The sequence below is a fragment of the Binatus sp. (SeqCode) genome (genome assembly GCF_050013435.1).
Taxonomy (GTDB): domain Bacteria; phylum Desulfobacterota; class Binatia; order Binatales; family Binataceae; genus Binatus.
Window position 1 is genome coordinate 1 of sequence record NZ_JBEKFG010000055.1, and the last position, 25301, is coordinate 25301.

Sequence of the window (25301 nt, forward strand, 5' to 3'; positions counted from 1 at the left end):
ACCTTGGCCAGCCACATCGCGGTGTGAAGATCGCGCAGCCCGCCTTCGCCTTCCTTGATCTGAGGCTCGAGCAGGTAAATCGAATCGCCGTACTGGGCGTGACGTTTGCGGCTTTCTTCGAGCTTGGTGGCGAAGAACTTGTCCTGGTTGCGATTGAGGACGTCGGCGACCAGCAGCTTGTCGAGATCGGCGTAAAGCGTTTCGTCGCCGCATAAGAACCGCGCGTCGAGGAGCGCGGTTTCTTCCTTCAGGTCCCCGTTCGCCAGCCGCACGCATTCTTTGGCCGAGCGAACCCCTTGTCCGATCGTGAGACCTGCGTCCCAAAGCGCGTGCAACATTAATTCGGTGACTATCTCGGCGTAAGGACCGCGCTTGTAATCGTGCAGAAACAGCAGATCGACGTCGGATTGCGGGTTCAGTTCACCGCGCCCGTAGCCGCCGCGGGCGACCACCGCAAGTTTCTGGTTGAGCTTGGTAAATCGCCGGCCATGTTCCGCGTCCGCATAACAGAAAAGCGCGCGCAGAAGATCGTCAATCGCCACCGTCATCGCGGTCACGATCTCGCTGCCGCTCGCGCCGGCGAAATGGCGCTGGGCGAGCTCGGCGCGGATCGATTCGAGATAGGCGCGGGCAATCGCGCCGGGCGTCTTGCTCGCGGTGAATTGCGCGAGGATGGCCGCCTGGCCGCGCGGCGAAGACTCGGGATTTGGCACAGGCTCGGCGCGATTCGCACCCGTGACCAGGCTCACAGATTTCCTACCGCCAGATCGGCGTTGAAGTAATGCGCTACCGCGGTGGCGACCGCGCCCGCGAGCACGTTCTGGTAATCCGCCGACTTGAGCCGCGCGGCTTCGCCGGCATTCGACATGAAGCCGCATTCGACCAGCACGGCCGGCATATGCGCACCGACCAGCACGTAAAAGGGTCCCATCTTCGCTCCCAGCGCGTTCACGTTCAGTCCAAATCCGGCATCGAGATCGGCGACCGCCTGCGCGTCGATCATCCTGGCCACAGAGGCCGCTTCCGACGCCTTATAGTTCTGGCGCAAGTCGGTCAGGATGTAGTTTAAGTTGGAGGCGTCCGGTGCGCCATAGCCTCCCGCGCCGGCGTTCTCCATTCGCGCCAGCCGAATCGTCGCCCGGTCGGTGGTGTTATTCAGGTAATAGACTTCGATTCCCGTGGTGCCGGTATTCGGACTCGAATTGAGGTGGATTGAAACGAACAGGTCCGCACCGGCGCGATTTGCAATTCGCGTGCGCTCCGCCAGGCTGATGAACACGTCGCTTGAGCGCGTCAGCTCGGCGCGGATGCCGCGGGCTTCCAGAGCGGCTTTCAGGCGCGTCGCGATTTGGAGAGCGAGGTCCTTCTCCACTGCGCCGGCCGACGATTGCGTGCCGGGATCATAGCCGCCGTGACCCGGATCGATCATCACCAGAAAATGACCCGGCTGACGATTGTCTTCACTCACATTCGCGGGCGCGGGCGCGATTGGTTGCGCGCGAGATTCGGGACGAGGCTTCGGCGCGGGCGCGAATGCGACGGTGCGCGCGACCGGCGCAGCGGGACCGCGCGGGGCGTCGTCATGAACGATAATCGGGGCCGCGATATTCGGGTCCGCGCCCGCGGACGCGACCCGCAACACTATTTCATTTCTGTTTTTGAACCGCGCGATCGCGTAGTCGGCCTTGCCTATAACCTCGATGATAATTCGCGACCTGCCGCCGGCCGACTCGATCGCGCGCACACTCGCAATTGGCGCCGTTTCATAGCCGAACAGCGGGCGCGGAGGGATCGCGATTGGCATGCGCCCGAGCTCGACCCACAGTTCGATCCCGTGGGTGCTGAGATCGAGTGGTGGAGCGGGGCCGCTGAATCCGAAATGGATTTCGAGAGTCGGGCCGCGATGCTCGATTCGCGCGGAAGTCAACGCTGACGCGGAAAGGCCGGTGCCCGCCACGACTGGGACAACCATCGCGCCAATCGTCGCCGCCGCGACCGCAACCGCCATCATTCTCCGCATCACCGCAACCCTACCCAGCATCCAAGAATAGCCGCTGGTGAAACCGATCGCCACGCCCCCCGTCGGCTACGAATCGCCGTCAAGTCTTGAGTAGTTAGATTTCTTGTTGGCAAACCTGACGAGCGCGACCGTGTCATACAGCCCATGGCACAAGATGACAGCCCACAGGTTGTAGCGGCTTACGACAAATAGCAGGCCAAATAGAACTGAGAGCTGAGTTATGATGATCGCGGCTCGCAGACCTTGGTATAAGTGAATCAGCCCTGCTCCTACTGCGGCGCCACATATCGCGATGCCGGTTGCCATCGGCGCGGCCAGCCAGGCCGACACGAATGCTCTTATCGATTGAAGGATGATCCCACGGAAGATGAGCTCCTCCAAAAATCCCCCGAGGACCCAAGCCACTACAATCCCGATCAAGAGTTTGGTTCCGGATTGCTGCAGCGCGCGAAACGCGTCCAAGGTTGGTGGCTTATCAACCCATCGGGTCGCCAGCCGGTCCGCTAATGGGCTATAGGCCAACATTAACGCCAGCCATGCCACGGCAAATCCAATCGTCGAGAGCCAGGATACGGAGGTGCTGAGTCCTAGCGCTTGCATCCAAGCACTATTACCAACCAGCGCAACCAGGGTATAGGAACCAATGGCAGGGGTGACTCCTGCTTCGCGATTCGTTCTCCTGAACTAAAAAACGTTTCACGTGAAACGTTTTCGCAAAAACCCCAGCAGCACAGCACCATATCCGACCACTTCTCAAGAATTTGACTGCCATTTCGCGATGCCGGAGCCGGGATTCTTCGCTTCGCTCTAGAATGACACCAAAAAAAAGGTAACCCCTGCTCACCCCTCCTTCTTGAGGCGCGCGGCCAGACGCGCGAGCGCGTTCAGCGCGTCCATCGGGGTCATCCGCTCGACGTCGAGGGCGCGGATTTCATCGAGGACGCGTTCGTCTCGTGGCGAGAACAAACCGAGCTGAGACGGCGGATTGGTGGCGCGCCGATCACGCGCGATTCGCGGCATCCCGGCTTCATCCAGTTCGCCCTGCTCGAGGTTGGCAAGGATTTCCCGCGCGCGGCTGATGATCGAATCCGGGATTCCCGCCAGCCGCGCCACCTCGATACCGTAACTTCGCGACGACGGCTGCTCGATAACCCGGCGCAGGAAAATCACCTCGGCGCCCCATTCGCGCACCGCCATGCTCAGGTTCTTGACCCGCGGACGCTCGCGCGCGAGATCGGTCAGTTCGTGGAAGTGGGTTGCGAACAGCACCTTGGCGCGGGTCTGATCGTGCAGGTATTCGGCTACCGCCCACGCGATCGCAAGCCCGTCGAAGGTGCTGGTGCCGCGGCCGACCTCGTCGAGCAGCAGCAGGCTGCGCTCCGACAGTCCCTTGAGCAGGCGCGCCGTCTCGCTCATCTCGACCATGAAGGTGGACTCGCCGCGGCGCAGTTCGTCGCGCGCGCCGATTCGCGTCAGTACGCGATCGATTAGCCCGATAGTCGCCTCGGCGGCGGGAACGAAGCTGCCGATTTGCGCCATGATCGCGATCAGCGCGACCTGGCGCAGGTAGGTCGATTTGCCGGCCATGTTGGGACCGGTGATCAACAGGATTTGGCGCGTGTCGGGCTCGGCGTCGAGGTCGTTGGGCACGAACTCGCCCGCGCGCATCCCGGCTTCGAGCACGGGATGGCGTCCGTCGCGCACTCGAATCCGAAGGCCGGTGTTGATCGTGGGACGCACGTAGCCGCGGCGCCGCGCGACTTTCGCCAGCGACATGATCGCGTCGAATTCGCCCACGGCGCGAGCGGTTTCCAGTATCGTGGCGGCGTGCGACTGCAAGTCGCGAAGCAGCTTTGTGAAAATCTGCAGTTCGAGTTCCTTGAGCCCCGATTCCGCCGTCAGGATTTTGCGCTCGAGTTCCTTGAGCGCGGGCGTGGTGAAGCGCTCGGCGCTGACCAGCGTTTGCTTGCGCTCGTAGTCGGCGGGCACCCGCTCCAGATTGGGCTTGGTGACCTCGATGTAGTAGCCGAAGATATTGTTGTAGCGCACCTTGAGCGACGCGATTGCGGTGCGCTCGCGCTCTGTCGCCTCCAACTTCGCGATTACGCCACGCGCGCCGGACGCCAGGCTGCGCAATTCGTCAACCTCGGCGCTGAGCCCCGGACGAATCACGTTGCCGTCGCGGGGATTGACCGGAGGCTCGTCGGATATCGTCGCCGCGATTTGCGCCGCAATCGCGGGCATCGGCGAGATCCGCGCAGCCTGCTCGCGGATAAGCTGGCTCTTGAACGCGCCCATCGCTTTTTTCAGTGACTCGTCCGCCTTGAGCGCGTCCGCCAGGCGCAAACAATCCCTCGGCGACGCGCGCATCGCGCCGATTCGTCCCGCCAGCCGCTCGAGATCGCCGATTCGTTTCAGGGACTCGGCCAGCGCGCCGCCCAGGTCGGCATCGAACAGCTCTTCGACGGCGTCGTGGCGCGCGTGGATCGCGTCGAGCGCGAGCAGCGGATAGGTGATCCAGTTGCCCAGCGTGCGCGCGCCGGATGCGGTCAGGCTTTCGTCGAGAATCGACAGCAACGAGCCCTTGCGCGCGCCGTCAGTCGAAGCGACGAGTTCGAGATGACGCCGCGTGGTCTCGTCCACCAGCATGTACTCGGCGATCCGGTAAAGACGCGGCGCTTCGAGATGGGCCAGGTCGTGGCCGAAGGTGCTTTCGACATAGAGCAGTGCGATTCCCGCCGCGCGTGCGATCGATTCGTGGAGATCGACGGCGGCGGCCGCGAAACGATTCGAGAACGCCGCGATCGCCCGCTCGGCGCTGTACGATTCACGATCGAGCGTCGTCACGGGACAGTTCAAGTCCTTCAGCAGCGCGCCCAACTCGCCGTCTTGCCCGGTAACCACGATTTCACGCGGCGCGATTCGCGCGATTTCCTCGCGCAGCGCGGCGGCCTCGCGAACCTGCGTGGCGAGAAACTCGCCCGTCGAGACGTCGAGCGATACCAGCGCGAAGCCGGCGTCCTGGGCACTCGTGACCGCGACCAGGTAACTCTTCTCGGCGGCGGTCAGCACCATCTCCTCGCCCACGGTTCCGGGCGTGATCACGCGGACTATTTGCCGCGGCATCAGCTTGGGAGACCCGGCGTCGGGCGCGCCCTGCTCGCAGATGGCGACCTTGTGGCCGGCTTTCAGCAGTTTGGCGATGTACGGTTCCGCGGAATGGTACGGCACGCCGCACAGCGGCACGCCGTCCTTGTTGCGCGAGGTGAGCTGGATGTCGAGCACGCGCGCGCCGACTTCGGCGTCCTCGAAGAACATCTCGTAAAAGTCTCCGAGGCGGAAGAAAAGGATCGCGTCGGGGACGCGCTGCTTGACGCTCAGATACTGCGCGATGAGGGGTGTTTGCTTGACTGCCACTGATGCGATTGCGGTCCACAATAGCCGTGGCGGACGAAATGGGCAAAACAGCATGGAAGGCGCGTCCAGCGAGTTCGCAATAGCAAGCGGCAGGCGTCGACTTTTCGCTTTGCCGAACACATCTCGATTTACTAGAGTGCGAGTGTTAATCAGGTTTTGTACCGGCCGCTATGTCCGTTGCCGCAGGGCAGTCGTTGCGGCCGGCACACGGCGACAAATCACCGACAGGAGATTAGGTAAAGATGGCATCAGCATCAGCGTCATTGGAATCAGCCACTCGCGGCGCCAAGTCGAGCGCAGCGCTTGAGTTTCTCAAGAGCTCGCCCAAGAAACTTCTCATCAACGGCAAATGGGTGCCGTCGAAATCCGGCAAAACTTTCGAGACCCTCAACCCGGCTAACGAGCAAGTCCTGGCGCTGGTTGCCGAGGGTGACAAGGCCGACGTGGACGAGGCCGTCAAGTACGCGCGCAAGGCCTTCGAGGACTTCAGATGGGCGAATCTGACTCCGCATGCGCGCACCCGAATCCTGCTCAAGATCGCCGACCTGATCGACGCGAATGCCGCCGAGCTCGCCGAGCTCGAGACGCTCGACAACGGCAAGCCCCTGTTCGAGTCCGCCAACATAGACATCCCCGGCGCCGCCGAGACCTTCCGCTACTACGCGGGCTTCGCGACCAAGATTTACGGCGAGACCAATCCGTCCGATCCCTCGATGTTCAACTACACGTTGCGCGAGCCGGTCGGTGTGTGCGGACAGATCATACCGTGGAATTTCCCGCTGCTGATGGCGGCGTGGAAGATTGCGCCCGCGCTCGCATGCGGCAACGTCGTCATCCTCAAGCCCGCCGAGCAGACTCCGCTGACGGCGATTCGCCTCGGCGAGCTTATTTGCGAGGCCGGATTGCCCGAAGGCGTCGTGCAAATCATCACCGGCTTTGGCCCCGGCGCGGGAAGCTCGATCGCCGAGCATCCCGATATCGACAAGGTCGCCTTCACCGGTTCGACCGAGGTCGGCAAGATCATCCTGAAAGCCTCCGCCGGCAACTTGAAGCGGGTATCGCTCGAGCTCGGCGGCAAGTCGCCGAACATCATTTTCCCCGACGCTGACATGCCGTCTGCGGTGTTTGGCTCGGCGCTGGGCATCTTTCTGAACCAGGGCCAGGTCTGTTGCGCCGGCTCGCGCGTGTTCGTGCAGGAAAGCGTGTACGATCAGTTCACCGAATCGCTGTCGCAGATGGCCGGCACCTTGACGCTCGGCAATCCGCTGGACCCCAATACCCGCATGGGTCCCCTGGTTTCCAAGGAACAGCACGATCGCGTCAAGGGATATTTGAAGGCCGGCAAGGCAGAGGGCGCGAAGGCCAAGATTGGCGGCGAGCCGGGCAAGCAGGAAGCCGGATACTTCATCCAGCCGACGGTTTTCACCGGCGTGAACAACCAGATGAAGATCGCGCGCGAGGAGATTTTTGGCCCCGTCGCGTCGGCGATCCCGTTCAAGGACGAGACCGACGTCGTCTTACAAGGCAATGACACGAATTACGGGTTGGCCGCCGCCGTGTGGACCAAGGATATCAACCGCGCTCTCACGGTCGCGCGCAAGCTCAAGGCCGGCACGGTCTGGATCAACACCTACGGCATTCTCGATCCGATCTCTCCGTTCGGCGGCTACAAGCAGTCGGGTTTCGGCCGCGAACTGGGCAAGTACGCGATCGATCTGTACACGCAGATCAAATCGGTTTACGCCAGGATCGGATAGTCGAGCGATAGGATTGGGGCGGCATTAAGTGGATGGTGTGCAATCGGCGCCGCCGGAGATCCGGCGGCGCAGCGGGGTTCACTGATGGCGGCCGACAGGAACGACGACGCGATGGAGGCGACGGTTTCGTCGCGAGCGCCGCGTCGCGCCCGTCAGACAATCAATCCCGCAAATTCCATCGCGATGCTGACCGAACAATCGAGCGCCGAAGCCCCGGATGTAAAGGCCACGACCAAACCGCGGGAGCCTGAATCTTCGCGGCTGCGTCCGCCGACGCATTCTGCCCTCGAAGGGCGGCTCGAAGTTCGTCCGATCGGCACTGCGCTGGGTTTGCGCGAGCTCGCCGCGCTGCACAAGCGGACCTGGAGCACGCTGAACGTACAGGAAAAGCGCGTGCACGCGCTGCTGTGGCCGCTTGCGATCCATTTTGGGCTCTACGCGGTGGGTTTGGGCAACGAGCAACGGCGCCCTCCGCTGCTTGGCGCGTTCTGGGCGCGATGCCTGGCGGACGCGCCGCTGACGCTGGGCCATCTGTATCCGCCGCAGTTGTTCAAGGGGATGCTCGCGTCGGAAGTGTTCGAGTTCGGCGGGATGGTGGTGGACCCGAACTACCAGGGCAAGGGCCTGGTCAGGATGATGTCGGACACCGCGCGGTTGTTTGTCTTTTCGCGCCGTCCGAAGTTGTTAATCACCAATCCGGTCGAGCCGCTTTACGAGATGTACAAACAGCTCGGGCTCAAGACGGTAGGCCGCGCGCCCGTCCAGCATCCACACGCATTCAACGTGCGGGTCTGGCTGATGTACGGCAAATTCGACGAGCTGGCGAAGCCATACTTTATGTAGGGTATTGCTACACCATCAGCGCTTTGCTTTGTGCTCCGGCTGGTCCGAGCCGCCCATAAGCGCTCCCGCGCGGCGCATGATACCGGTGCCGACGCTCAGCAACGCGTCGGTGACGCCCGGGAACAACGACGCGAGCTTCTCCACGACTGCGGCGCCGGGAGGAACGTCCACTTCCGTCAGCCCGAACGCGGCCGCCGCCAGCACCGCCCACGTCACCCATCGCGCCGGCATCGCCATCATGGTGGATACGCCTTTGAGCGAATCGTGCTTGAGCGCATCGCGCGCCATGGGCGTGTCGATCACTCCGGGCATCACCAGCGAGACTTTTATCCCGGTATTGAACAACTCGATGCGCAGAGCTTCCGTCATCCCCACCAGCGCGAACTTGGTCGAGCTGTAGCCGCCGAGCGGACTGACGCCGCGGCGTCCTGCCAGCGACGAGATGTTCACGATGCTGCCCGAGTTGGCTTTGCGCATCACGGGCAGCACCGCCTGCATCGCATTGAGCGCGCCGAAGACGTTTACCGCCATCATCTTTTCCAGGTCTTCGGGGCGCATCTGTTCGACCGGATCCGACAGGAGCAATCCCGCCGAGTTGATCAGGATGTCAACTCCGCCGAATGCTTCTTTAACCTGCTCTATCGCCCACAATACGCGCGCGCGATCGGTCACGTCGCAATCGAGTGCGAGCGCCTTGCCGCCTGCCTTGTTGATCTTTTGCGCGAGTTCTTCGAGTTGCGCGCGCCGGCGTGCCAGCAGCGCAACCTGCGCCCCTTGTTCGCCGAACGCAAGCGCGACGCCATGGCCGATTCCGCTCGACGCCCCGGTTACGACCACCGATTTGTCGAAGAAGTATCCGCGCACCGGTCCTTTGGATTGCCGCTTGGCTTCGCTCATAACCGTCACCTCGATCTGGGCGCCGTGACATGAAACTGATGGTGGGGGCGTCGCGTTTTCGGCATTGTGCGCCGCTGCCACGCGCAGGCGCAAACCCCCGCCAAGGCGGGTTGCCGAGGCGATACGCCGTGATTAACCTTAGTTTCAGGGTGCGACGCGGGAATACCGAAGGTAGTGAACTCAAGAACTGTCATTGCTGAAATCGCCGCTGCCGGCGCATTGATCGGCTCGTATCCACTGGATTGGCTGGTCAAAATGGGCGAGCCATATTTCTCCGCGCCGATCAGCGAGCCCGTGATCCTCATCCACGGATTTGGCGGCAGCCGCTCCAACCTGTTGGCGCTTGCAGCGTACCTGCGGCTGGTGGGATTCGACAACGTGTCATACCTCGAGTACCCGCGATGGCAGTCGATCGGCGATTCAGCCGCGCAGCTCGGGCGTATCGTCGAGGAAAAATCCGGCGCAAAGGGCGCTCATCTGATCGGCCACAGCCTGGGCGGCACCGTAGCCCGGCGCTACGCGGCTGGCGCGCCAAAAGCTGCGGTACGATCGCTCGTTACGCTCGGCTCGCCGTATTCGTACGGCCAACGGAGTCCCCGCGAGATCGGAATTTTCGGCGATGACGACCCCGTCGTGCCGGCGCCGGTCGAGGCGTTGATTACTCGCGCCGCGTTCGCGCGGATCGTGCGGCTTCCCGAGGTCGGGCATCTCGCACTGATCTTTCATCCCGAGGCTCTGCGGATCATCGGCGCCGAGCTGCGCGCAAATCGCGCGCCAGAGCACAGCGCCGCGGCGCAATAGTGTTGCGATGCCACGATTGCCGCGGATTTTGTTGTTAGACTCCGCGCCATGAGTTCGATCGTTGCCGCCAGTGCAATCGTGCTTGCGGGAGGGCGCAGTTCCCGGATGGGCCGGCCCAAAGCGGCTCTCGATTTCGGCGGTGTCCCGATCCTGACGAGAATTATCTCCGAACTGAAGCGTCGCTTTGCGGAGATCGTAGTCGTCGCGGCCCCCGAGTCTGAGGATTCGCTTCAAATGGATCTCCCGGCGATAAAAATAGTGCGCGACGAGACCGCGTATCAGGGACCCCTGGATGCGCTCCGGCGCGGCCTCGACGCTGTCAGCAACGAAGTCGCGTTCGCGTGTTCATGCGATCTGCCGCTGCTCGATTCCGATGTCGCGGCGGCGATCGTCGCGATGCTTGGTGACTTCGACGCTGCGATTCCAATCGTCGGTAAAAAGCTGCAACCGCTGCACGCCGCGTATCGCAAGCGATGCGCCAGCGCGCTCGCGGCGCTTGGCATCCGGGGAGAGTCGCGTCTGATTGCGATCGCCGATGCGGTCAATACGATGCGGATTTCTGAGAGCGATCTTCTCGTTCTCGATCCACAGCTGCATAGTTTCTTAAACCTGAACGCTCCCGACGACTACCAGCGCGCACTCAAGATCGCGGGGCTGGCCAAATGAATCCCGTCGCTACGCTTTCTTCTCCCACCTTAGAATCGGGTGGCGCGCGGCCCCGGCCTCGTCCACGCGCGAGACCGGCAAGGTCTGTGGCGCGTTTTTGACGCGCTCAGGATCGTTCAACGCTTCGTCGTAGATCCGTTCCATCGCATCGACGAAGCTGTCCAGGATTTCCTTGCTCTCGGTCTCGGTCGGTTCAATCATCAGCGCGCCCGGCACCACCAGCGGGAAATAAATCGTCGGCGGATGGATTCCGAAATCGAGCAGGCGCTTGGCGATTTCGAGCGTGCTCACATCGGCGCGCTTTTCCAGGTCGTGCGAGAGCACGCATTCATGCATCGAGGGCTCGCCGGTCGCGCTCGGAAAGTGCGGTTGAAGCCGCTTGCGCAGGTAATTCGCACCGAGGATCGCCAGCCGGCTCGCCATCCCCAGACCGTCGCCGCCGAGCGCGAGGATGTACGCGTAGGCGCGCACGATCATTCCGAAATTGTTGTGAAACGATCGCATCCGTCCGATCGAATCCGGCCGCTCGGCGTCGAATTCATAGCCCGCGCCGGAATGCTTCAAGCGCGGCATCGGGAGGAACGGCTCGAGATGCTTTTTCACCGCGACCGGTCCTGCGCCCGGCCCGCCACCGCCGTGCGGAGTCGAAAAACTCTTGTGCAAGTTCAGTTGGACGATATCCGCGCCCATGTGTCCGGGCTTCGCAACGCCGAGCAGTGCGTTCATGTTCGCGCCGTCGAGGTAGAGCATCGCGCCGCGCTCATGCAATGCCGCCGCGATATCCTGGATCTCCGGCTCGAAAATTCCCAGCGTGTTTGGATTCGTCACCATCATCGCGGCCACGTCGTCGCTCACCAGCCGGCGAACCTCGGCCGCTTCCAGGTAGCCGCGCCGGTTCGATTTCGCGACGATCACTTCGAAACCCGCCAGCGTGCAGCTGGCCGGATTGGTGCCGTGCGAGGTATCCGGGATGATCACCTTGTGCCGCACTTCGCCGCGCTTGCGATGATACGCGCGGACCATCAGCAGCCCCGTCAACTCGCCTTGCGCACCGGCCGCGGGATGCAGCGACACCGCGTCCATCCCGGTGATCTCCGCGAGCGCCGCTTCCATCCGCGCGAGCAGTTTGAGCGCGCCCTGGGCAAGATGCGCCGGGGTCGCGGGATGCAGTCCAGCCAGCCCCGGAAGCGCTGCCAGCTCGTCGTTTACCACGGGGTTGTACTTCATCGTGCACGAACCAAGCGGGTAGAACTGGAGCGCCTGCGCGAAGTTGAGCTGCGACAGACGCAGGAAATGCCGGAGCACCTGCGGCTCGCTGAGTTCGGGAAAGCCCGGAAGATCCTTGCGGCAAAGCTCGACGCCGATGATTTCAGCGCCGCGGCGCTCGCCGGCGGCACGCGGCGACAGGTCCGTTGCGCGGCGACCTTCGGATGAAAGTTCGAAAATAAGCGGCACACCCGCCACCGGCTCGATCTGGTGGGGTGTCGAAGAAGTTTCAGGGACCGCGACCGGGCCGATTCTGCCCGCACTTGCCATCACCGCACCTCCGCAATTGCCGCCGCAAGCCGGCTGAACTCGTCGTCGCGATTCATTTCGGTGACCGAAACCAGGAGCGCGTCGGAGAGTTCGGAATAATCGCTGCCGAGTGCGACGCCGGCAAGGATTTGCCTGCGCTCCGCCGCTTCCAGAGCGGCCGAAGGGTTTGCAAGCTTCAATGTGAATTCGTTGAAGAACGGCCCCGAAAAGCGCCGGCGGATGCCCGCAGCCTCCAGCACCGCGGCCGCTTGATGCGCCAACTCGACGTTTCGCTCCGCGAGGTCGCGCAGTCCAGCCCGGCCCATCAGTGAGAGATAGACCGTCGCGGCCAGCGCACACAGAGAATGATTGGTGCAGATGTTCGAGGTCGCTCGTTCGCGGCGGATATGCTGCTCGCGCGTGTTGAGCGTCAGGCAAAACGCGCGGCGACCGTCACGATCGCGAGTCTGTCCCACCAACCGGCCGGGCATCTGGCGCAGATGCGTCAGCCGCGCGGCCATGAAGCCAACGCCGGGTCCGCCGAATTGAAGCGGCAGCCCGAAACTTTGACCCTCGCCGACCGCGATATCGACGCCGAGTTCGCCCGGTGCGCGAAGCAGGCCCAGCGCGATGCCCTCGGCAGTGGCGGAAATCGCCAGCCCTCCCGCGCGATGCGTCATTTGAGCGATCGCGCCAAGCGGCTCGATTATGCCGAGCGCGTTGGGATAGCCGGTGACCATGCACAGCAGGCGATCGTTGGCGATACGATCGAGCGCGGATAAGTCGGTCGCGCCGGTCGCGTCGTCAAACGGAACCTCGACGATGTCGAGTTCATCGAGGGCACTGAGGTAGGTGCGAATGGTCGCGCGATACTCCGGCCACAGCGCTCGCGAGAGTGCGACGACCCCGCGCTTGGGCATCGACCGTCGCGCCATCAGAACCGCCTCGGCTGCGGCGGACGCGCCGTCGTACATGCTGGCGTTGGCGACTTCCATCGCGGTGAGTTGCGTGATCAGCGTCTGGAACTCGAAAATCGCCTGCGTGGTCCCCTGGCTCGCCTCGGCCTGGTACGGCGTATAGCTGGTCGCGAACTCGGCGCGTGCGATGACGGCGCGCACCGCGGCGGGCACGTAATGGCGGTAGTAGCCGGCGCCCAGGAAGCTTAAGAAACCCGACGCCCCCGTGTTGCGAGCCGCCAGCGCTGAAATCTCGCGGACTACCTCCGCTTCGCTGCGCCCGCGCTCGAGATTGATTGTCGCGCTCGCGCGCAGGCTCGCCGGCACATGCGCGATCAGGTCATCAAGATGCTTTGCGCCGATCGTCTCGAGCATCGCCGCGACATCGCTCTCGGTTTGTGGCATGAATCTCATTGAATCAACTTGTCCTTCGCCTCCACTTCAACCAACAATTCAATCATACACGCGCAGCTGATGCCGCAGGCGGCTCATTGCGCCGATAGAACGGTCGCGGCACGATGGTCGCCCGGGTCTTGCGTGCGCGAATTTCAACTTCGAGAGATTCGCCCACGGCGGGCGGATTTTTCGCCCCTGCGGCCGCCAGGTATGCCATCGCGATCGGTCGTTGAATCGACGGCGCGAACGTCCCGCTCGTCACCACGCCGGCCTCATCGCCGTTTCGAATCACCCGGTAGCCCTGGCGCGCGACCATCCTGCCGTCGTCGGTCTGGAGCCCGACCAAGGTTTTTTTCAGCCCCTGGTCGCGTTGCGCGGCAAGTGCGGCTGCGCCGATGAACGGACGGCCCAGCTTTACGAAGGCCGCCAGTCCCGCTTCAAGCGGCGACGAATTGCGATCGAGTTCGTGACCGTACAGCGGCAGCCCGGCTTCGAGCCGCAGTGTGTCACGCGCGCCCAGCCCGATCGGTTTGGCGCAGGTGCCGGCGCCGGCGTCGAGAATTGCTTCGAACAATTGGCGAGCGCCGGCGTTTTCCACGAACAGCTCGAAGCCATCTTCGCCCGTGTAGCCGGTGCGTGCCGCAATGCAGCTGATTCCCGCGATTAGTCCCTCGGCGACGCCGAAACGCGCGACGTTGGCGATTGGAAACTCCGCCAGCGCTGCCAATATCGCGACGGCCTGCGGTCCCTGAACCGCGACCAGCGCGGTGGCGCCGCTTACGTCTTCGAACTTCGCCCGCCCGCCGTTGAGTTCCGCGATCCATTCGCGATCTGTATCGATGTTGGATGCGTTGACGCAGAGCATGTAGCGCTGCGCTCCGAGTCGGTACACGATCAAGTCGTCGATCGTTCCGCCGTCCTCCGCGCACATAATCGTGTACTGCGCGTGGCCTTGCCTGAGCCGCGCCGCGGAATTGGTGAACGCCCGCTCGATTGTCCCCAGGGCGTGCGGTCCGCTGATTTCAAATTCACCCATATGACTCAGATCGAAAATCCCCGCCGAATTGCGGACCGCAAGATGCTCCTCGATAATCCCGCTGTAACTCACGGGCATCTCGAAACCACCGAAAACCGTCATCCGTGCGCCGAGTTTTTGGTGAAGGTCGAACAAAACAGTGCGCTTGGGCGCATTCATCAGCGGGAAAATCTTAACAGACACGTTTGAGGCGAACGAGACAGCCGCGCGTGATTTGCCAACAACCGCCCGGCTTCTGTCCACAGCGGCTTGCTCGGCGCGATCGGGTGCTATAATCGACTGATACCCGATGGCTGCAATCATCATGGATGGCCGGGCGCTGAGCGCGCATCTGATGCCGGAGTTGCGCGCCCACGTCGACGAGCTCAAGCGCGAGTCCGGATGCACGCCATCGCTGGCGGCGATCCTGGTCGGCGACGATCCTGCCTCACGCCAATACGTAAAGAACAAACAGCGCGTGGCCGGCGAACTTGGATGCGACAGCCGCACGGTGCGGATGCCGTCGGCGGAGGCGGCCACCGACGCGTTGCTCAGCGTGATCGCGGAACTCAACGCCGATGCGCGCGTCAATGCGATACTGCTCCAGTTGCCGATCCCCGATTGGGTCGATCGCTTCCGCCTGTTCGACGCGATTGCGCCCGAGAAGGATCTCGACGCCATCGGCGCGTCCAGCGTCGGGGGCTTTTATCGCGGTCAGTGGGGACGCTTCATCCCGTGCACTCCCCGCGGCGTGCTGACCTTGCTCGACTACTACCGGGTGCCCACCGAGGGTGCGCGCGCGGTGGTTATCGGGCGCAGCGATATCGCCGGCAAGCCGACCGCGCTGATTCTCGGCGGGCGGCTGCGCAACGCGACGGTTACCTGGTGCCATCGCCACACGCGCGATCTCGCCGTGATTTGCCGCGAGGCCGACATCCTCATCCCGTGCGTCGGCGCCGACACCGGCCGGCCCTATCTGATCACGGCGGATATGGTGAAGCCGGGCGCCTGCGTGATTGACGTTGGCTTCAGACGCGTCGGTCCCGGCAGGTTCATCGGCGATGTGGATTTCGAAGCCGTGAAGGAAGTCGCGGGATGGATTACGCTCAATCCGGGCGGCACCGGTCCCATGACCGTGCTTGCGCTGATGCAGAACCTGATCGACGCGGCGCGCTACCAGCTCGGCTTGCAACGCGCCACCTACTCCGTCTGAAACGATTCTGGCTGTGCGCGCGCCGCGCAGTATTAAGCCGTTGGCAGGGGCCGCGCGCGACAACGGAGCGCGGCCTTAGCGGTGGGAGTAGGGGTCACCCCTACCCGCAGGTGTGATCCGGTAAAACATGAGACGGTCGCCGCGGAATTTCTCGACCACTCTGAAGCGCTTCGGATCGGGGAGTTCGGAGATTACCGCGTTGCTATCCTTCCAACTCACCAGCCATCCACCGCCCGCAGATGACACCCGCTCCTCAATAGTCAATCGAGCTGTGTCAGGGTCATATCCCGGAATAGCTATTCGCGGGTTGGTTCCCTTGAAGTAGTAATTGAATGGAGCTGAGTAAAAGCCAAATGGAAATCCACCATTGGGGACGTTTGCCGTATTTTCGTTCGAAACGAACCCCGATTCAAAGAAGACCGGTTCCGATGCACCGCCTGCCGTTACTTGCCCCGCCAGATCTCGCCACGGCTGCGGCTTGGACTGCGCGAACGGCAGCATGAGCAAGCACGCCACCACGAAGCCTGCCGCCAGAAGATTGCGCCACTTGATGCTCGCCGCGCCGATGACCGCCGCAATCAGCAACGACGACGCCGCAAGCCCCGGCGACAGGTAGCGCAGATTGAGCATCGGATGCAGGATTACCGACCCGACGATGAATGCCAGCGCCGGCAGTCCGATCCACGCCACCAGCGCTCGAATCGGTTCGTCGCGGTCTCGTTCCACTGCGCGGCCGAATACCAGCCACAAGGTCACTGAAGCCGCGACCAGCGCGGCCGCCGCTTTAACCGCAAGCGGGTAGTTGTAAGCGGGCCCCAGGTAGTCCAGCCATTGGCCATAAATCATTTGCTGACTCTGTCGAATCGCGTAGGGGATGTAGGGGACGAACAAAACGCCCGCGAGAATTATCGCCATCCACGCGATCGTATCGCGTCTGCCGCGTGAGAGATCGCGCAGCAGGATCGCGGCTTCCGCACCGAGAATCAGGAGCCCGGCCATGTGCGTGTAGGGCATCGCAGCGCCCAGAATTCCGCAGCCGACGGCGCCCATGATGCCGGGCCGGGAGCGCACTCGCAGCAGCGTCAGCAGATGAGCCAGCGCGATCGCGATGAGCATCGGGTACATTCGCGCCGTGTGCGCGAACGCTACGGCGAACGGGTTGAATGCCCATATCGCGGCTGCCGCCAGCGCCGTGCTCTCGTCGAACATTTCGCAGCCGAGCGCGAACACCAGCGCCAGCGTCGCCAGCGAAAAGATCACCGACATCGAGCGCAGCGAAATCTCACTCAGCCCGAAAATCCGCGTGTAGTAATGCAGTGCGGCGTAGTAGAAGAGAAATTTTCCGGGCTCTTGCAGTACCGGCGTTTGTGCGATTGCTGCGACTCCCGGCTTTGCCGCCGACCATGCGCTAAACGCTTCGCTCGCGCCGAGCGCGTTGGTGCCAAGATGAAACGAGTAGATCAATCCGGCGGCGACGAAGATCGCCGCGAAAATTTCAAGCGGCCGGCGCGACGCTCTATCGCCGGACGACGATTCGATGGTTGCAGACCCGGCTTCACTCATCGGGATTCCCCTGTCCGCCCCTGTGCGAGATATAGCGGATTTCGCGAGCGTGCACGATCTCCCTTTGTTCGCGCAGGCCAGGCCGCCCCTGCGCAGTCCATTGACTCTCACGCCTGGTGCTGACGTAACTGTTCACAATCATGTCCGAGTTTCTCGAGTCGGTTCCCGAAGTCGGTGCACAGCGCGGGACCGCGATGACCCTGCCGCCGATCGAGCGGATCCGCTTCGAGGTATGGGCGCTCGCGTGGCCCGTGATTCTTTCGTTTGGACTCGATTCGATTCTCGGCCTCTCTTCGATGCTGATGGTGGGACGGCTCGGCGCGAACGCAGTCGGCGCGGTCGGGCTTGCCATGCAAATCCTGGGTGCGGTGCGCGCCGGCATTGCGGCGGTCGGTACCGGCACTGTCGCGCTGGTCGCGCGTTATATCGGTGCGAACGATCGGGACAACGCCGAGGAAGTGCTCAAGCAGTCCGTCGTTTTCGGCGTACTGGTTTCGACGATCATCGCGATTCCCGTCATCATTTTCGCCCATCCGCTGATCAAATTGTTCCAGGTCAAGGGCGAGATGGCCGAGATGGGTGCGCGATACCTGCAGGTCGTGATGCTGTCGGAGCCGTTCCAGGGGATCTTTCTGATGTGCGCGTCAGCGTTGCGCGGCGCAGGTGACACGCGCACGCCGCTGTGGATCGGCGGTATCATCGACGTGCTCGCAATCTTCCTCAACTACGTGCTCATCTTCGGCAAGCTCGGATTTCCCGTGCTCGGCGTGGACGGCTCGGCGGTGGCGACCTTGCTCGCGATTGCCTTCGGCGGGATTTTGTTCTTCTACGCGCTCTCGATCGACGGGATGGTGCTCAACTTCCGATGGGAGAGGCTATGGCCCGACCTCGGCCTCGGCAGGCGAATCCTCAGTGTCGGCAATCCCGCCGCCATCGAACAATTGTTGATCCAGTTCGGCTTCGTCGCCTACGTCGGATTCGTCGCGCGGTACGGCGCCAAGGAAATCGCCGCATATTTCATCGGCGTACGAATCCTGGCGCTGTCATTCCTGCCCGGCTTCGGATTCTCGGCCGCCTCCGCGACGCTGGTGGGGCAGGGCCTCGGCGCGCACGACCCGAAGTTCTCGCGCAAGGCCGGATGGGAATCGACCGGGATGGCGATGGTGCTGATGACCGCTATGGGCCTGTTGTTTATGATCTTTGCCCATCAGATCGCGGCGCTCTTCATCGACGATAAACAGGTCATCGATTACACCGCACAGTTCATGTACGCGCTCGCGGCCGCGCAACCGCTGATGGCGATCGATTGGACGATCACCGGCGCACTGCGCGGGGCCGGCGATTCGCAGTTTCCCCTTTACGGTTCGATAGCGGGCTTTTACGGAATGAGGCTCTTCCTTACGATTCTCATTTGGTACCACGGCGGCAGCATCATCTGGATCTGGTGGTCGCTGCTCGCCGACTACGTCGTTCGCTCGACGGTGAAAGTCTGGCGCTTCCAGAGCGGCAAGTGGGAAACGATCGAAGTTTGAAGTCTGATTTCGCCGGCGCCTGTTGACGCTCCCATCGCCATCAACTGGACGCGGCGCGCGCCGCGCGTAATCCTCTTTCCGTGGCACAAGCGCATCAAGCGGCCGAGACGCTGGAGGGTACCCTCGATCAGGTCCTGTTCGTCAACGAAAAAAATGGCTATTCGGTCGCGGTCGTGGTCGTTGCCGGCGAGCATGGCGAGCTGCGCCGCGTCACCATCGTTGGCAATCTCTCCGGTCTGGAAGTTGGCTCGACCATCCGCGCTCAAGGCGGCTTCGAACAGCACAAGACCTATGGCGATCAGTTTCACGTAGTCGATTTCGAAACGGTGCGGCCCGCCGGAGCGGTCGCGCTCGAACGCTACCTCGCTTCGGAAATAAAGGGCATCGGCCCCGCGCTTGCGCGGCGAATCGCCGAACATTTCGGAGACTCGCTCGGCGAGGTGCTCGACAACGCGCCCGAACGCATGCGCGAAGTCCCTGGCATCGGAGCCCCGGTCACGCGGGCAATCGCGGCTGCATGGCGCGACTCGTCCGGGCTGCGCGAGCTGACGGTCTTTCTGCGCGGGCACGGCCTGGCTGCCTCGCACGCGCGGCGCATCCACAAGTTCTACGGCAAGGATGCGCTCGAGGTCGTACGACGCGATCCATATGTACTCGCACGCACCATTCACGGCATCGGATTTCGCACCGCCGACGCCGTCGCGGAGAAACTCGCCATCCCGCGCAACTCGATCCAGCGCGCCCGCGCCGCGGTTTTATACATCCTCGAGCGCATGTCCGATGAGGGCCACGTCTATTCGCCCTTCGAGTATCTCGAAGGCCAGTTCCGTTCCGCGCTCGAGATGGAGCCCGAGCTCGCGCGCGCGGCCGTCAATGAGCTGGCCGCAACCGGCGAGGTGATCGTCGAAGAAGCCGACGATCACACCGCCGTCTATCTCGCGCGCTTGCACGAGGCCGAAGTGAACGTCGCGCGGCGAATCGCGGAATTGAACGCAGGCCGCGGGATGAACAAGGAGCTGATCCAGCGCGCCCTGGACGCGGCGGTGCGAAGCTCTGAACTCGACCTGTCGCCCGAACAAAAGAGCGCGCTCCGATGCGCCCTGGCCAGCCGCGTCACCGTTATCACCGGCGGTCCCGGCACCGGCAAGACGACCTTGCTGCGCTCGCTGCTGGCAGCGCTGGCCGAGGTCGGTTTGAAGCCGACGCTTGCCGCACCGACCGGGCGCGCGGCTCGCCGGCTCCAGGAGGCATCAGGCCGCGACGCAAAGACCATTCATCGGCTGCTCGAATACTCCCCCGAGAGCGGCGGCTTTGTCCGCGGCAAGGAATTTCCGCTCCGCACCAACTATCTGATCATCGATGAAGCCTCGATGATGGACCTCGAGCTCGCCTCCAGCCTGCTATCCGCGCTGATGCCGAATTGCTCGCTGCTGCTGGTCGGCGATCGCGATCAACTTCCGTCGGTTGGCCCCGGCAGCGTCCTCAAGGACGTGATCGCGTCCGACTTCGTGCCGGTCGTGCAATTGCAGGAGGTTTATCGACAGGCGCGCCGCAGCCTGATAGTCGCCAACGCGCATCGTCTCAATCGCGGTGAATTCCCGGATATCTCCAATGCCCCCGAAGGCGACTTTTTTTTCTTCGAGCGCAACGCCGCCGAGGACGTGCTGGCGACGATCAAGCAGCTCGTGCAGCAGCGGCTGATTGGACGATTCGGAATAAACGACCCGCGCGAAATCCAGGTGCTGACGCCGATGAATCGCGGTCCGCTCGGCACGCACATCCTCAATCGCGAACTGCAAAGCCTGCTCAATCCCTCGGGACGCGAACTCCGCGCCGGCGATCGCGTGTTTCGCGAGGGCGATCGCGTTATCCAGTTGCGCAACAATTACGACAAGGACGTCTTCAACGGATCGATCGGCCGGATTCTCGCGATCGACTCGGACAAGGCGCGCGTGAGCGTCGCGTTCGAAGACACCCGCGCCGAATACGACCTGTCGGACCTAGACGAACTGGCGCTCGCCTACGCAATTTCAGTGCATAAGAGCCAGGGCAGCCAGTATCCCGCGATCGTGATGCCGATACATTCGAGTCACTACCTGATGCTGCGCCGCAATCTGCTCTACACCGCGATCACGCGCGCCGAGCGGGTATGCGTGCTGGTCGGGACCAGGAGCGCGTTGCAGCAGGCGGTGCGCAATCAGGACGAGCGGCTGCGCTTCTCGCGCCTGGCAGCGCGACTGCACGTGAACTGATTGATCAGTGATGTCCCGATAGGCGACCGAATGCGAAGACGAAGAAACCGATGAGCACCAGCGCGATGAGCCCCGGTATCAGGGTCGCGGCCAGCGCGCGCCACGCCGAGAATCGATGCACCTCGCCGAGACACTTCAGCGAGATGATGAACCCCCAGAATCCGAGCACGCCTTCAGCGACCATGATCTTGTAAAACGCGGGATCGATTTGCGAAAGCGGAACATGTCTCTGAAGCGGCACCGGCACGCCCATCAGCACCGCGACCAGCAGCACGATCCCGGCGGCGATCGCAGGCACCTGCGACCATGCCATCGCGGCCCGCACTTCGACTCGGCTCGCGACGCCGCCGAGCAGGCTTCCCGACCATTTTAATACCACGCTGCCAATGTACAGAGAGAGAACTCCCAGCGCCGCCCAGAATGCGACGATGACGGCGACCCACAGCGGCCACAAGACCGACAGATTGGCGTTGTTGGCAAACGCCTTCGACCACTGGCCCGACAGCGCGCTGATCCCCGACCCGAAGGCTGCGAGCGCGATTACGTTGCGCGTCGGATCGGTATCCACGATGCGCCGAATGGTCGCGCGCGGTTCAGTCCATATCGTGAAAAAAGGTGCGATCGATCCGCCGGCCCCGTTCGCCATCGAAACCCCCGTCCCGCTGCGAATTCCGCCACGCTAGCATCTTGCCACACCACGCAACAGTGCGATTGACTCAGTTTCACGATGCGAATTACCATCGCAACGATGAAACCGATCAGCTCGATAATTCTCGCTGCGTTGCTTGCAGCCTGCGTGCAGGCCTACGGATGCGTCGTCGTTGAATCCAGTGCGATCTCCGATCGCGCCGGCGCCGGTAACCCCATCAGCTCGAGCGCCAGCGATCTCGGATTCCTTCGTCTGGTCGCCCCGCAAGGGCTCACGCAGACCGCGCTTGCCAACCTGCTAAGCAACTGCGCCACCGGCAAAGTGTCCGGAGTGACCACCGAGCTCAGCATGCGCGATTTCCTAATCGTGCAGTCGTACACCGTGTCGGTAAACGCGGTCTGCAACTAGTTTCCGGTCGGGGTCTGCTGGCGGCTCTTGGCGGCCGGCTTTTCGGCCGGTGGGGGGATGCGCTTGCCATGCACCGGTTGCAGCTCGCGAAGAAAGCTCAGTACGGCTTCGGCTTCCGATCGCACCGCGTCGGGATCGTGCCCGGCCTGCTCCAGTGCCTTCTCGACTTCCGCGATCGTCCTGGCCCAGTCGTTTTTGAACTTGCCATTGAGTTCCTTCCATGCGACTCCCGCCAGCGCGTCGGTCACGTTTGCCGGTGGACGATAAAACCCGCGCGCGATCAGCACCGCGATTGCCGGATAGCCGACGTAGCCCTGCCAGTACGACGCGTTGTCGTTCGACGCGATCTCTCGCCCGTCCGCCGAGGTCTCCACTTCGTAAGTTTTCGACTCGTCCGACGACACCACCGTCGCCCGCCGGCCGTCCTCGATTCGTACCCGGCCGTCGCCAATCGCCCCGAGCGCTTCGTACACTTTCACCAGCGGGGGCATTTTCCATTGCGTCCCTGACAGGGCCATGAGCTATCGCCTCGCGCCGTCAGGTTCGCATCGCGCCGCCGCGATCGTCAAGCCGCACGCCGCGCGCCTTAACATCGCGGCGTCTATCTGACACGATTGCTGCACGCATCCACGGCTTCACAGATGAAAGAACTGATCGTTTCCATTCTTCGCGACGCAATCGAGCGCGCGCGCGCCGCGGGTCAGTTGAGCGCCGGCATTCCTGCCATCGGGATCGAAGCGCCCCGCGACTCCGCCCACGGCGACGTCGCCTCGAACGTCGCGCTGACGCTTGCCAAGCCCGAGCGAAAGCCGCCGCGCGCGATCGCGGAAATTATCAAGTCGCAGGTCGCGATGCCCGCGGAAGTCAGCGAGGTCTCGGTCGCCGGCCCCGGCTTCATCAATTTCAAAATGTCGCCCGCTTACTGGCACTCCGAGATGCGCCGCGCCGTGGGCGCCGGTCGCGCGTTCTGGAAGCCGCGGCCGTGGGAGCTGCGTCCGGGGGCTGGAAAAAAAGTCCAGGTCGAGTTTCTCTCCGCCAATCCCACCGGACCCGTGACCGTCGGCCACGGCCGCAACGCCGTGCTCGGCGACACCATCGCGCGCCTCTACGAGGCGGCGGGCTTCGACGTCACGCGTGAATATTATTTCAACGACGGCGGCCGCCAGATGAAGTTGCTCGGCGAATCGGTCCGCGCGCGATATCTCCAGGAGCACGGCATCGACGCACCGCTGCCCCAGGACGGCTACCAGGGCGAGTACATCCTTGACATCGCGCGCGCTCTGAAAGCCAGGCGCGGCGACGCGCTCGTGTCGGTTACCGGCCTCGACGAGTTTCGCGAGGCGGCCGTCAAAGCCATCTTCGCCGACATCAACCAGACTTGCACGCGCCTGGGGATTCGCTTCGACGTCTATACCAACGAGCTCGATCTCTTCAGCAGCGGAAAGGTTGACGCCGTCCTCAAGGCGCTGCACGACCACGATCTCACCGTCGAAAAGGACGGCGCCATCTGGCTGCGCGGCGAGCCGCTCGGACTTCCCAAGGACGCCGTGCTGGTGCGCTCCGGCCCCGACCGCCAGCCGACCTATCGCACCCCCGACATCGCCTATCACATCGAGAAGCTCAAGCGCGGCTTCGATCTGATCGTGGACGTGTTCGGCGCCGATCATATCGCCGAGCATCAGCAGGTCATCGCTGCCGTCAAGGCGCTCGGCTACGACACCACGCCCATCAGCGCGATCATCTACCAGTTCGTCACGCTCACGCGCGGCGGCGAAAAGGTCAAGATGTCCACGCGCAAGGCGACCTACGTCACGCTCGACGAGTTGATCGACGAGGTCGGCGCCGACGTGGTGCGATTTTTCTTTCTGTTCCGCAAGTCCGACAGCCAGCTCGACTTCGATCTCGAACTCGCCAAAAAGCAGGCGCCCGAGAATCCCGTCTTTTACGTCCAGTATGCGCACGCGCGCCTGGCGAGTATCTTTCGCGAGGGCGCGGCCAAGGGCCTGATGCTCCCCGCGGATCAGTCGGCCATCGATCTCAATTTGCTCGGCGCCGAGGAACTCGATCTCGCCAAGCGAGCGGTTGGACTACCCGAGGTCATGTCCGCGGCGGCCGAGGCGCTCGAGCCGCATCGGATTCCGTTCTATCTGCTCGAGCTGGCCGGCGAGTTCCATCGCTACTACAACAAGCCCTCCAGTCGTATAATCGGGCCGGATCGCGAACTCAGTTTGGCGCGGATGTTCATGGCGGGGATTCTCAAGGATGCGATCGCGGGCGGACTCGAGTTGCTCGGGGTGAGCGCTCCCGAGCGGATGTGAGGAACGAGAACGGGATGCGATTCGAAGTCAGGGCGGGCGGCTGGTTTCTAATTTTACTCGGATTGGTCGGGCTGTCGGGCGCGGTCTTCGCGCTCGGATTGGTCGCGGGCTACGAGATGGCCCGGCAGAGCCAACCCGACTTGAATCAAATCTCCTCGACCTACCCGCTGCCGAGTCCCCCCGCGCCCGGCGAAAAGCCCGCGCCCGTGCCTGAGATGTCATCCGCGGCCGTCGCGTCGCCATCGCTTGCGGCTGTACCGCCATCGCTCCCCGTCAAACCGCCCGCGCCCGCCGTCGGCGAGATATCGCCGGCTGCGCGCACCTCGCCTGCCACCGTCGCGCGCGTGAGACCGCTTCCCGAGGCGCCTGCGGTCAGTCCTCCCGCGCCCGGCAATGAGAACGAATCCGACGAAGATTCAGAAACGGCCTCCGCTCCCACCGGATCGGCCCGCGGCGTTGCTCCCGGCGCGAAGCCGTACAACATCCAGATCGAAGCCGTGATGGACAAGAGCGGGGCGGACGAGATGGTCTCGCGGCTCAAGACGCTTGGTTACAATGCGCAGGAGATTAAGGTCGCGCTCAACGGGCAGACCTGGTACCGCGTTCGAATCGGGCCCTACGCCAGCGCCGACGAAGCGAATGCCGCGCAGAACAAACTCCGCGAGCAGTACCGCCAAGCCTACACGACCTCGCACTGATCCCGCCGCCCGGGTAGTGATCTAGTGTTGTGCCCTGCAAATATCTTCAAAATGTTCTGGTTCATTCAGGTACGACCAGCCAAGGGACTCACTGGTCAGGTTCCCCCTTTCCGGCCCGGAAAGGGGGCCAGGGGGATAGGACGGCGGAATTCACCAAAGGATTTTTCTGTTCCCCTTCCCCATTCTTTTTGGGGAAGGGGCTAGGGGTTAGGGGTTAGGGCTTAGGGCTTTGTTCTTCAATTTATTTACGGGACACCACACTAGGGAACCTCTGCACAAGTCGATCGATATAGGTAGATCGATATAGGTAGAATGAAGTTGATCGATGGATGGGTGCGGAGGTGGAGTGATGAGTGAGCAGCGGACGTTCGCTTCGATGGCTTGG

The 25301-nt window shown here is 63.0% G+C and carries 21 protein-coding genes; 10 read left to right on the forward strand and 11 right to left on the reverse strand.

Features of this window, described 5'->3' with window-relative positions; all coding sequences use genetic code 11:
- From ABSB13_RS11670 to mutS, 4 genes are all read right to left on the reverse strand, one after another.
- A partial coding sequence (locus ABSB13_RS11670; RefSeq protein WP_428108521.1) for a [protein-PII] uridylyltransferase family protein occupies window positions 1-749 on the reverse strand: 749 nt, incomplete at its 3' end.
- The gene (locus tag ABSB13_RS11675) at window positions 746-2020 is read right to left on the reverse strand and encodes an N-acetylmuramoyl-L-alanine amidase family protein (RefSeq protein WP_428108523.1); all 1275 of its coding nucleotides are present in this window, start codon (window positions 2018-2020) and stop codon (window positions 746-748) included. The genes ABSB13_RS11675 and ABSB13_RS11670, both read right to left, overlap by 4 nt.
- Before the next feature lie 66 nt (window positions 2021-2086).
- Window positions 2087-2563, reverse strand: coding sequence for a CPBP family intramembrane glutamic endopeptidase (locus ABSB13_RS11680; protein WP_428108526.1), 477 nt, complete (start codon window positions 2561-2563; stop codon window positions 2087-2089).
- Between the two features lie 297 nt (window positions 2564-2860).
- A complete protein-coding gene (gene mutS / locus ABSB13_RS11685; RefSeq protein ID WP_428108528.1) occupies window positions 2861-5437 on the reverse strand; it encodes a DNA mismatch repair protein MutS in 2577 nt (858 codons plus the stop codon).
- Between the two features lie 242 nt (window positions 5438-5679).
- Here mutS and ABSB13_RS11690 point away from each other — a divergent pair, with 242 nt between their 5' ends.
- Both ABSB13_RS11690 and ABSB13_RS11695 read left to right on the forward strand, forming a co-directional pair.
- Window positions 5680-7194, forward strand: coding sequence for an aldehyde dehydrogenase family protein (locus ABSB13_RS11690; protein WP_428108531.1), 1515 nt, complete (start codon window positions 5680-5682; stop codon window positions 7192-7194).
- A gap of 84 nt (window positions 7195-7278) precedes the next feature.
- Window positions 7279-8037: a hypothetical protein gene (locus ABSB13_RS11695; protein WP_428108534.1), complete on the forward strand. Its 759-nt coding sequence runs from the start codon at window positions 7279-7281 to the stop codon at window positions 8035-8037.
- A gap of 15 nt (window positions 8038-8052) precedes the next feature.
- Here the strand turns inward: ABSB13_RS11695 and ABSB13_RS11700 are convergent, their stop codons facing one another.
- Window positions 8053-8934, reverse strand: a complete 882-nt coding sequence (locus ABSB13_RS11700) for an SDR family NAD(P)-dependent oxidoreductase (RefSeq protein WP_428108537.1) — start codon at window positions 8932-8934, stop codon at window positions 8053-8055.
- A 174-nt stretch (window positions 8935-9108) separates the two neighbouring features.
- On the opposite strand from ABSB13_RS11700, the gene ABSB13_RS11705 reads away from it, so the two are divergent.
- Window positions 9109-9735 (forward strand): esterase/lipase family protein, encoded by a 627-nt coding sequence (locus ABSB13_RS11705; RefSeq protein WP_428108539.1) that lies wholly within the window; start codon window positions 9109-9111, stop codon window positions 9733-9735.
- A 48-nt stretch (window positions 9736-9783) separates the two neighbouring features.
- Complete coding sequence (gene mobA / locus ABSB13_RS11710; protein WP_428108542.1) at window positions 9784-10401, forward strand: molybdenum cofactor guanylyltransferase; 618 nt, start codon at window positions 9784-9786, stop codon at window positions 10399-10401.
- Window positions 10402-10410: 9 nt separating this feature from the next.
- Here the strand turns inward: mobA and gcvPB are convergent, their stop codons facing one another.
- The 3 genes from gcvPB to gcvT are packed head-to-tail and all read right to left on the reverse strand — an operon-like array spanning window position 10411 to window position 14463.
- Entirely contained in the window at window positions 10411-11937 is a 1527-nt protein-coding gene (gene gcvPB / locus ABSB13_RS11715; protein WP_428108545.1) for an aminomethyl-transferring glycine dehydrogenase subunit GcvPB, read from the reverse strand.
- On the reverse strand, window positions 11937-13277 hold the full coding sequence (gene gcvPA / locus ABSB13_RS11720; protein WP_428108548.1) for an aminomethyl-transferring glycine dehydrogenase subunit GcvPA: 1341 nt from the start codon (window positions 13275-13277) through the stop codon (window positions 11937-11939). The genes gcvPB and gcvPA overlap by 1 nt, the downstream gene beginning before the upstream one ends.
- 52 nt (window positions 13278-13329) lie before the next feature.
- A complete protein-coding gene (gene gcvT, locus ABSB13_RS11725) occupies window positions 13330-14463 on the reverse strand; it encodes a glycine cleavage system aminomethyltransferase GcvT (protein ID WP_428108550.1) in 1134 nt (377 codons plus the stop codon).
- A gap of 130 nt (window positions 14464-14593) precedes the next feature.
- Between gcvT and ABSB13_RS11730 the strand changes: the two genes are divergently transcribed.
- Complete coding sequence (locus ABSB13_RS11730) at window positions 14594-15496, forward strand: bifunctional 5,10-methylenetetrahydrofolate dehydrogenase/5,10-methenyltetrahydrofolate cyclohydrolase (protein ID WP_428108552.1); 903 nt, start codon at window positions 14594-14596, stop codon at window positions 15494-15496.
- A gap of 75 nt (window positions 15497-15571) precedes the next feature.
- Here ABSB13_RS11730 and ABSB13_RS11735 read toward each other — a convergent pair whose 3' ends face one another.
- The gene (locus tag ABSB13_RS11735; protein ID WP_428108555.1) at window positions 15572-17059 is read right to left on the reverse strand and encodes a glycosyltransferase family 39 protein; all 1488 of its coding nucleotides are present in this window, start codon (window positions 17057-17059) and stop codon (window positions 15572-15574) included.
- A 140-nt stretch (window positions 17060-17199) separates the two neighbouring features.
- Here ABSB13_RS11735 and ABSB13_RS11740 point away from each other — a divergent pair, with 140 nt between their 5' ends.
- Complete coding sequence (locus tag ABSB13_RS11740; RefSeq protein ID WP_428108558.1) at window positions 17200-18591, forward strand: MATE family efflux transporter; 1392 nt, start codon at window positions 17200-17202, stop codon at window positions 18589-18591.
- A gap of 80 nt (window positions 18592-18671) precedes the next feature.
- Window positions 18672-20843 carry an SF1B family DNA helicase RecD2 gene (recD2, locus tag ABSB13_RS11745; protein ID WP_428108560.1) on the forward strand — a complete coding sequence of 724 codons (2172 nt, stop codon included), beginning with the start codon at window positions 18672-18674 and terminating at the stop codon, window positions 20841-20843.
- 4 nt (window positions 20844-20847) lie between these two features.
- Here the strand turns inward: recD2 and ABSB13_RS11750 are convergent, their stop codons facing one another.
- On the reverse strand, window positions 20848-21489 hold the full coding sequence (locus tag ABSB13_RS11750) for a YIP1 family protein (RefSeq protein WP_428108562.1): 642 nt from the start codon (window positions 21487-21489) through the stop codon (window positions 20848-20850).
- A gap of 102 nt (window positions 21490-21591) precedes the next feature.
- Between ABSB13_RS11750 and ABSB13_RS11755 the strand changes: the two genes are divergently transcribed.
- Window positions 21592-21900 (forward strand): hypothetical protein, encoded by a 309-nt coding sequence (locus ABSB13_RS11755; protein ID WP_428108565.1) that lies wholly within the window; start codon window positions 21592-21594, stop codon window positions 21898-21900.
- Here ABSB13_RS11755 and ABSB13_RS11760 read toward each other — a convergent pair.
- Window positions 21897-22418, reverse strand: coding sequence for a hypothetical protein (locus ABSB13_RS11760; protein ID WP_428108568.1), 522 nt, complete (start codon window positions 22416-22418; stop codon window positions 21897-21899). The two genes, ABSB13_RS11755 and ABSB13_RS11760, sit on opposite strands and share 4 nt — an antisense overlap.
- 123 nt (window positions 22419-22541) lie before the next feature.
- Here ABSB13_RS11760 and argS point away from each other — a divergent pair, with 123 nt between their 5' ends.
- Together argS and ABSB13_RS11770 are read left to right on the forward strand one after the other, a co-directional pair.
- Window positions 22542-24218, forward strand: coding sequence for an arginine--tRNA ligase (argS, locus tag ABSB13_RS11765; RefSeq protein WP_428108571.1), 1677 nt, complete (start codon window positions 22542-22544; stop codon window positions 24216-24218).
- Between the two features lie 14 nt (window positions 24219-24232).
- A complete protein-coding gene (locus ABSB13_RS11770; protein ID WP_428108574.1) occupies window positions 24233-24916 on the forward strand; it encodes an SPOR domain-containing protein in 684 nt (227 codons plus the stop codon).
- Window positions 24917-25301 lie beyond the last annotated feature (385 nt).

Coding starts and splice junctions, on each gene's coding strand:
- ABSB13_RS11675 (WP_428108523.1), bottom strand. CDS start 2,020: ATGCGGAGAATGATGGCGGTTGCGGTCGCGGCGGCGACGATTGGCGCG.
- ABSB13_RS11690 (WP_428108531.1), top strand. CDS start 5,680: ATGGCATCAGCATCAGCGTCATTGGAATCAGCCACTCGCGGCGCCAAG.
- ABSB13_RS11695 (WP_428108534.1), top strand. CDS start 7,279: ATGGCGGCCGACAGGAACGACGACGCGATGGAGGCGACGGTTTCGTCG.
- ABSB13_RS11700 (WP_428108537.1), bottom strand. CDS start 8,934: ATGAGCGAAGCCAAGCGGCAATCCAAAGGACCGGTGCGCGGATACTTC.
- mobA (WP_428108542.1), top strand. CDS start 9,784: ATGAGTTCGATCGTTGCCGCCAGTGCAATCGTGCTTGCGGGAGGGCGC.
- gcvPB (WP_428108545.1), bottom strand. CDS start 11,937: ATGGCAAGTGCGGGCAGAATCGGCCCGGTCGCGGTCCCTGAAACTTCT.
- gcvPA (WP_428108548.1), bottom strand. CDS start 13,277: ATGCCACAAACCGAGAGCGATGTCGCGGCGATGCTCGAGACGATCGGC.
- gcvT (WP_428108550.1), bottom strand. CDS start 14,463: ATGAATGCGCCCAAGCGCACTGTTTTGTTCGACCTTCACCAAAAACTC.
- ABSB13_RS11730 (WP_428108552.1), top strand. CDS start 14,594: ATGGCTGCAATCATCATGGATGGCCGGGCGCTGAGCGCGCATCTGATG.
- ABSB13_RS11735 (WP_428108555.1), bottom strand. CDS start 17,059: ATGAGTGAAGCCGGGTCTGCAACCATCGAATCGTCGTCCGGCGATAGA.
- ABSB13_RS11740 (WP_428108558.1), top strand. CDS start 17,200: ATGTCCGAGTTTCTCGAGTCGGTTCCCGAAGTCGGTGCACAGCGCGGG.
- ABSB13_RS11750 (WP_428108562.1), bottom strand. CDS start 21,489: ATGGCGAACGGGGCCGGCGGATCGATCGCACCTTTTTTCACGATATGG.
- ABSB13_RS11755 (WP_428108565.1), top strand. CDS start 21,592: ATGAAACCGATCAGCTCGATAATTCTCGCTGCGTTGCTTGCAGCCTGC.
- ABSB13_RS11760 (WP_428108568.1), bottom strand. CDS start 22,418: ATGGCCCTGTCAGGGACGCAATGGAAAATGCCCCCGCTGGTGAAAGTG.
- argS (WP_428108571.1), top strand. CDS start 22,542: ATGAAAGAACTGATCGTTTCCATTCTTCGCGACGCAATCGAGCGCGCG.
- ABSB13_RS11770 (WP_428108574.1), top strand. CDS start 24,233: ATGCGATTCGAAGTCAGGGCGGGCGGCTGGTTTCTAATTTTACTCGGA.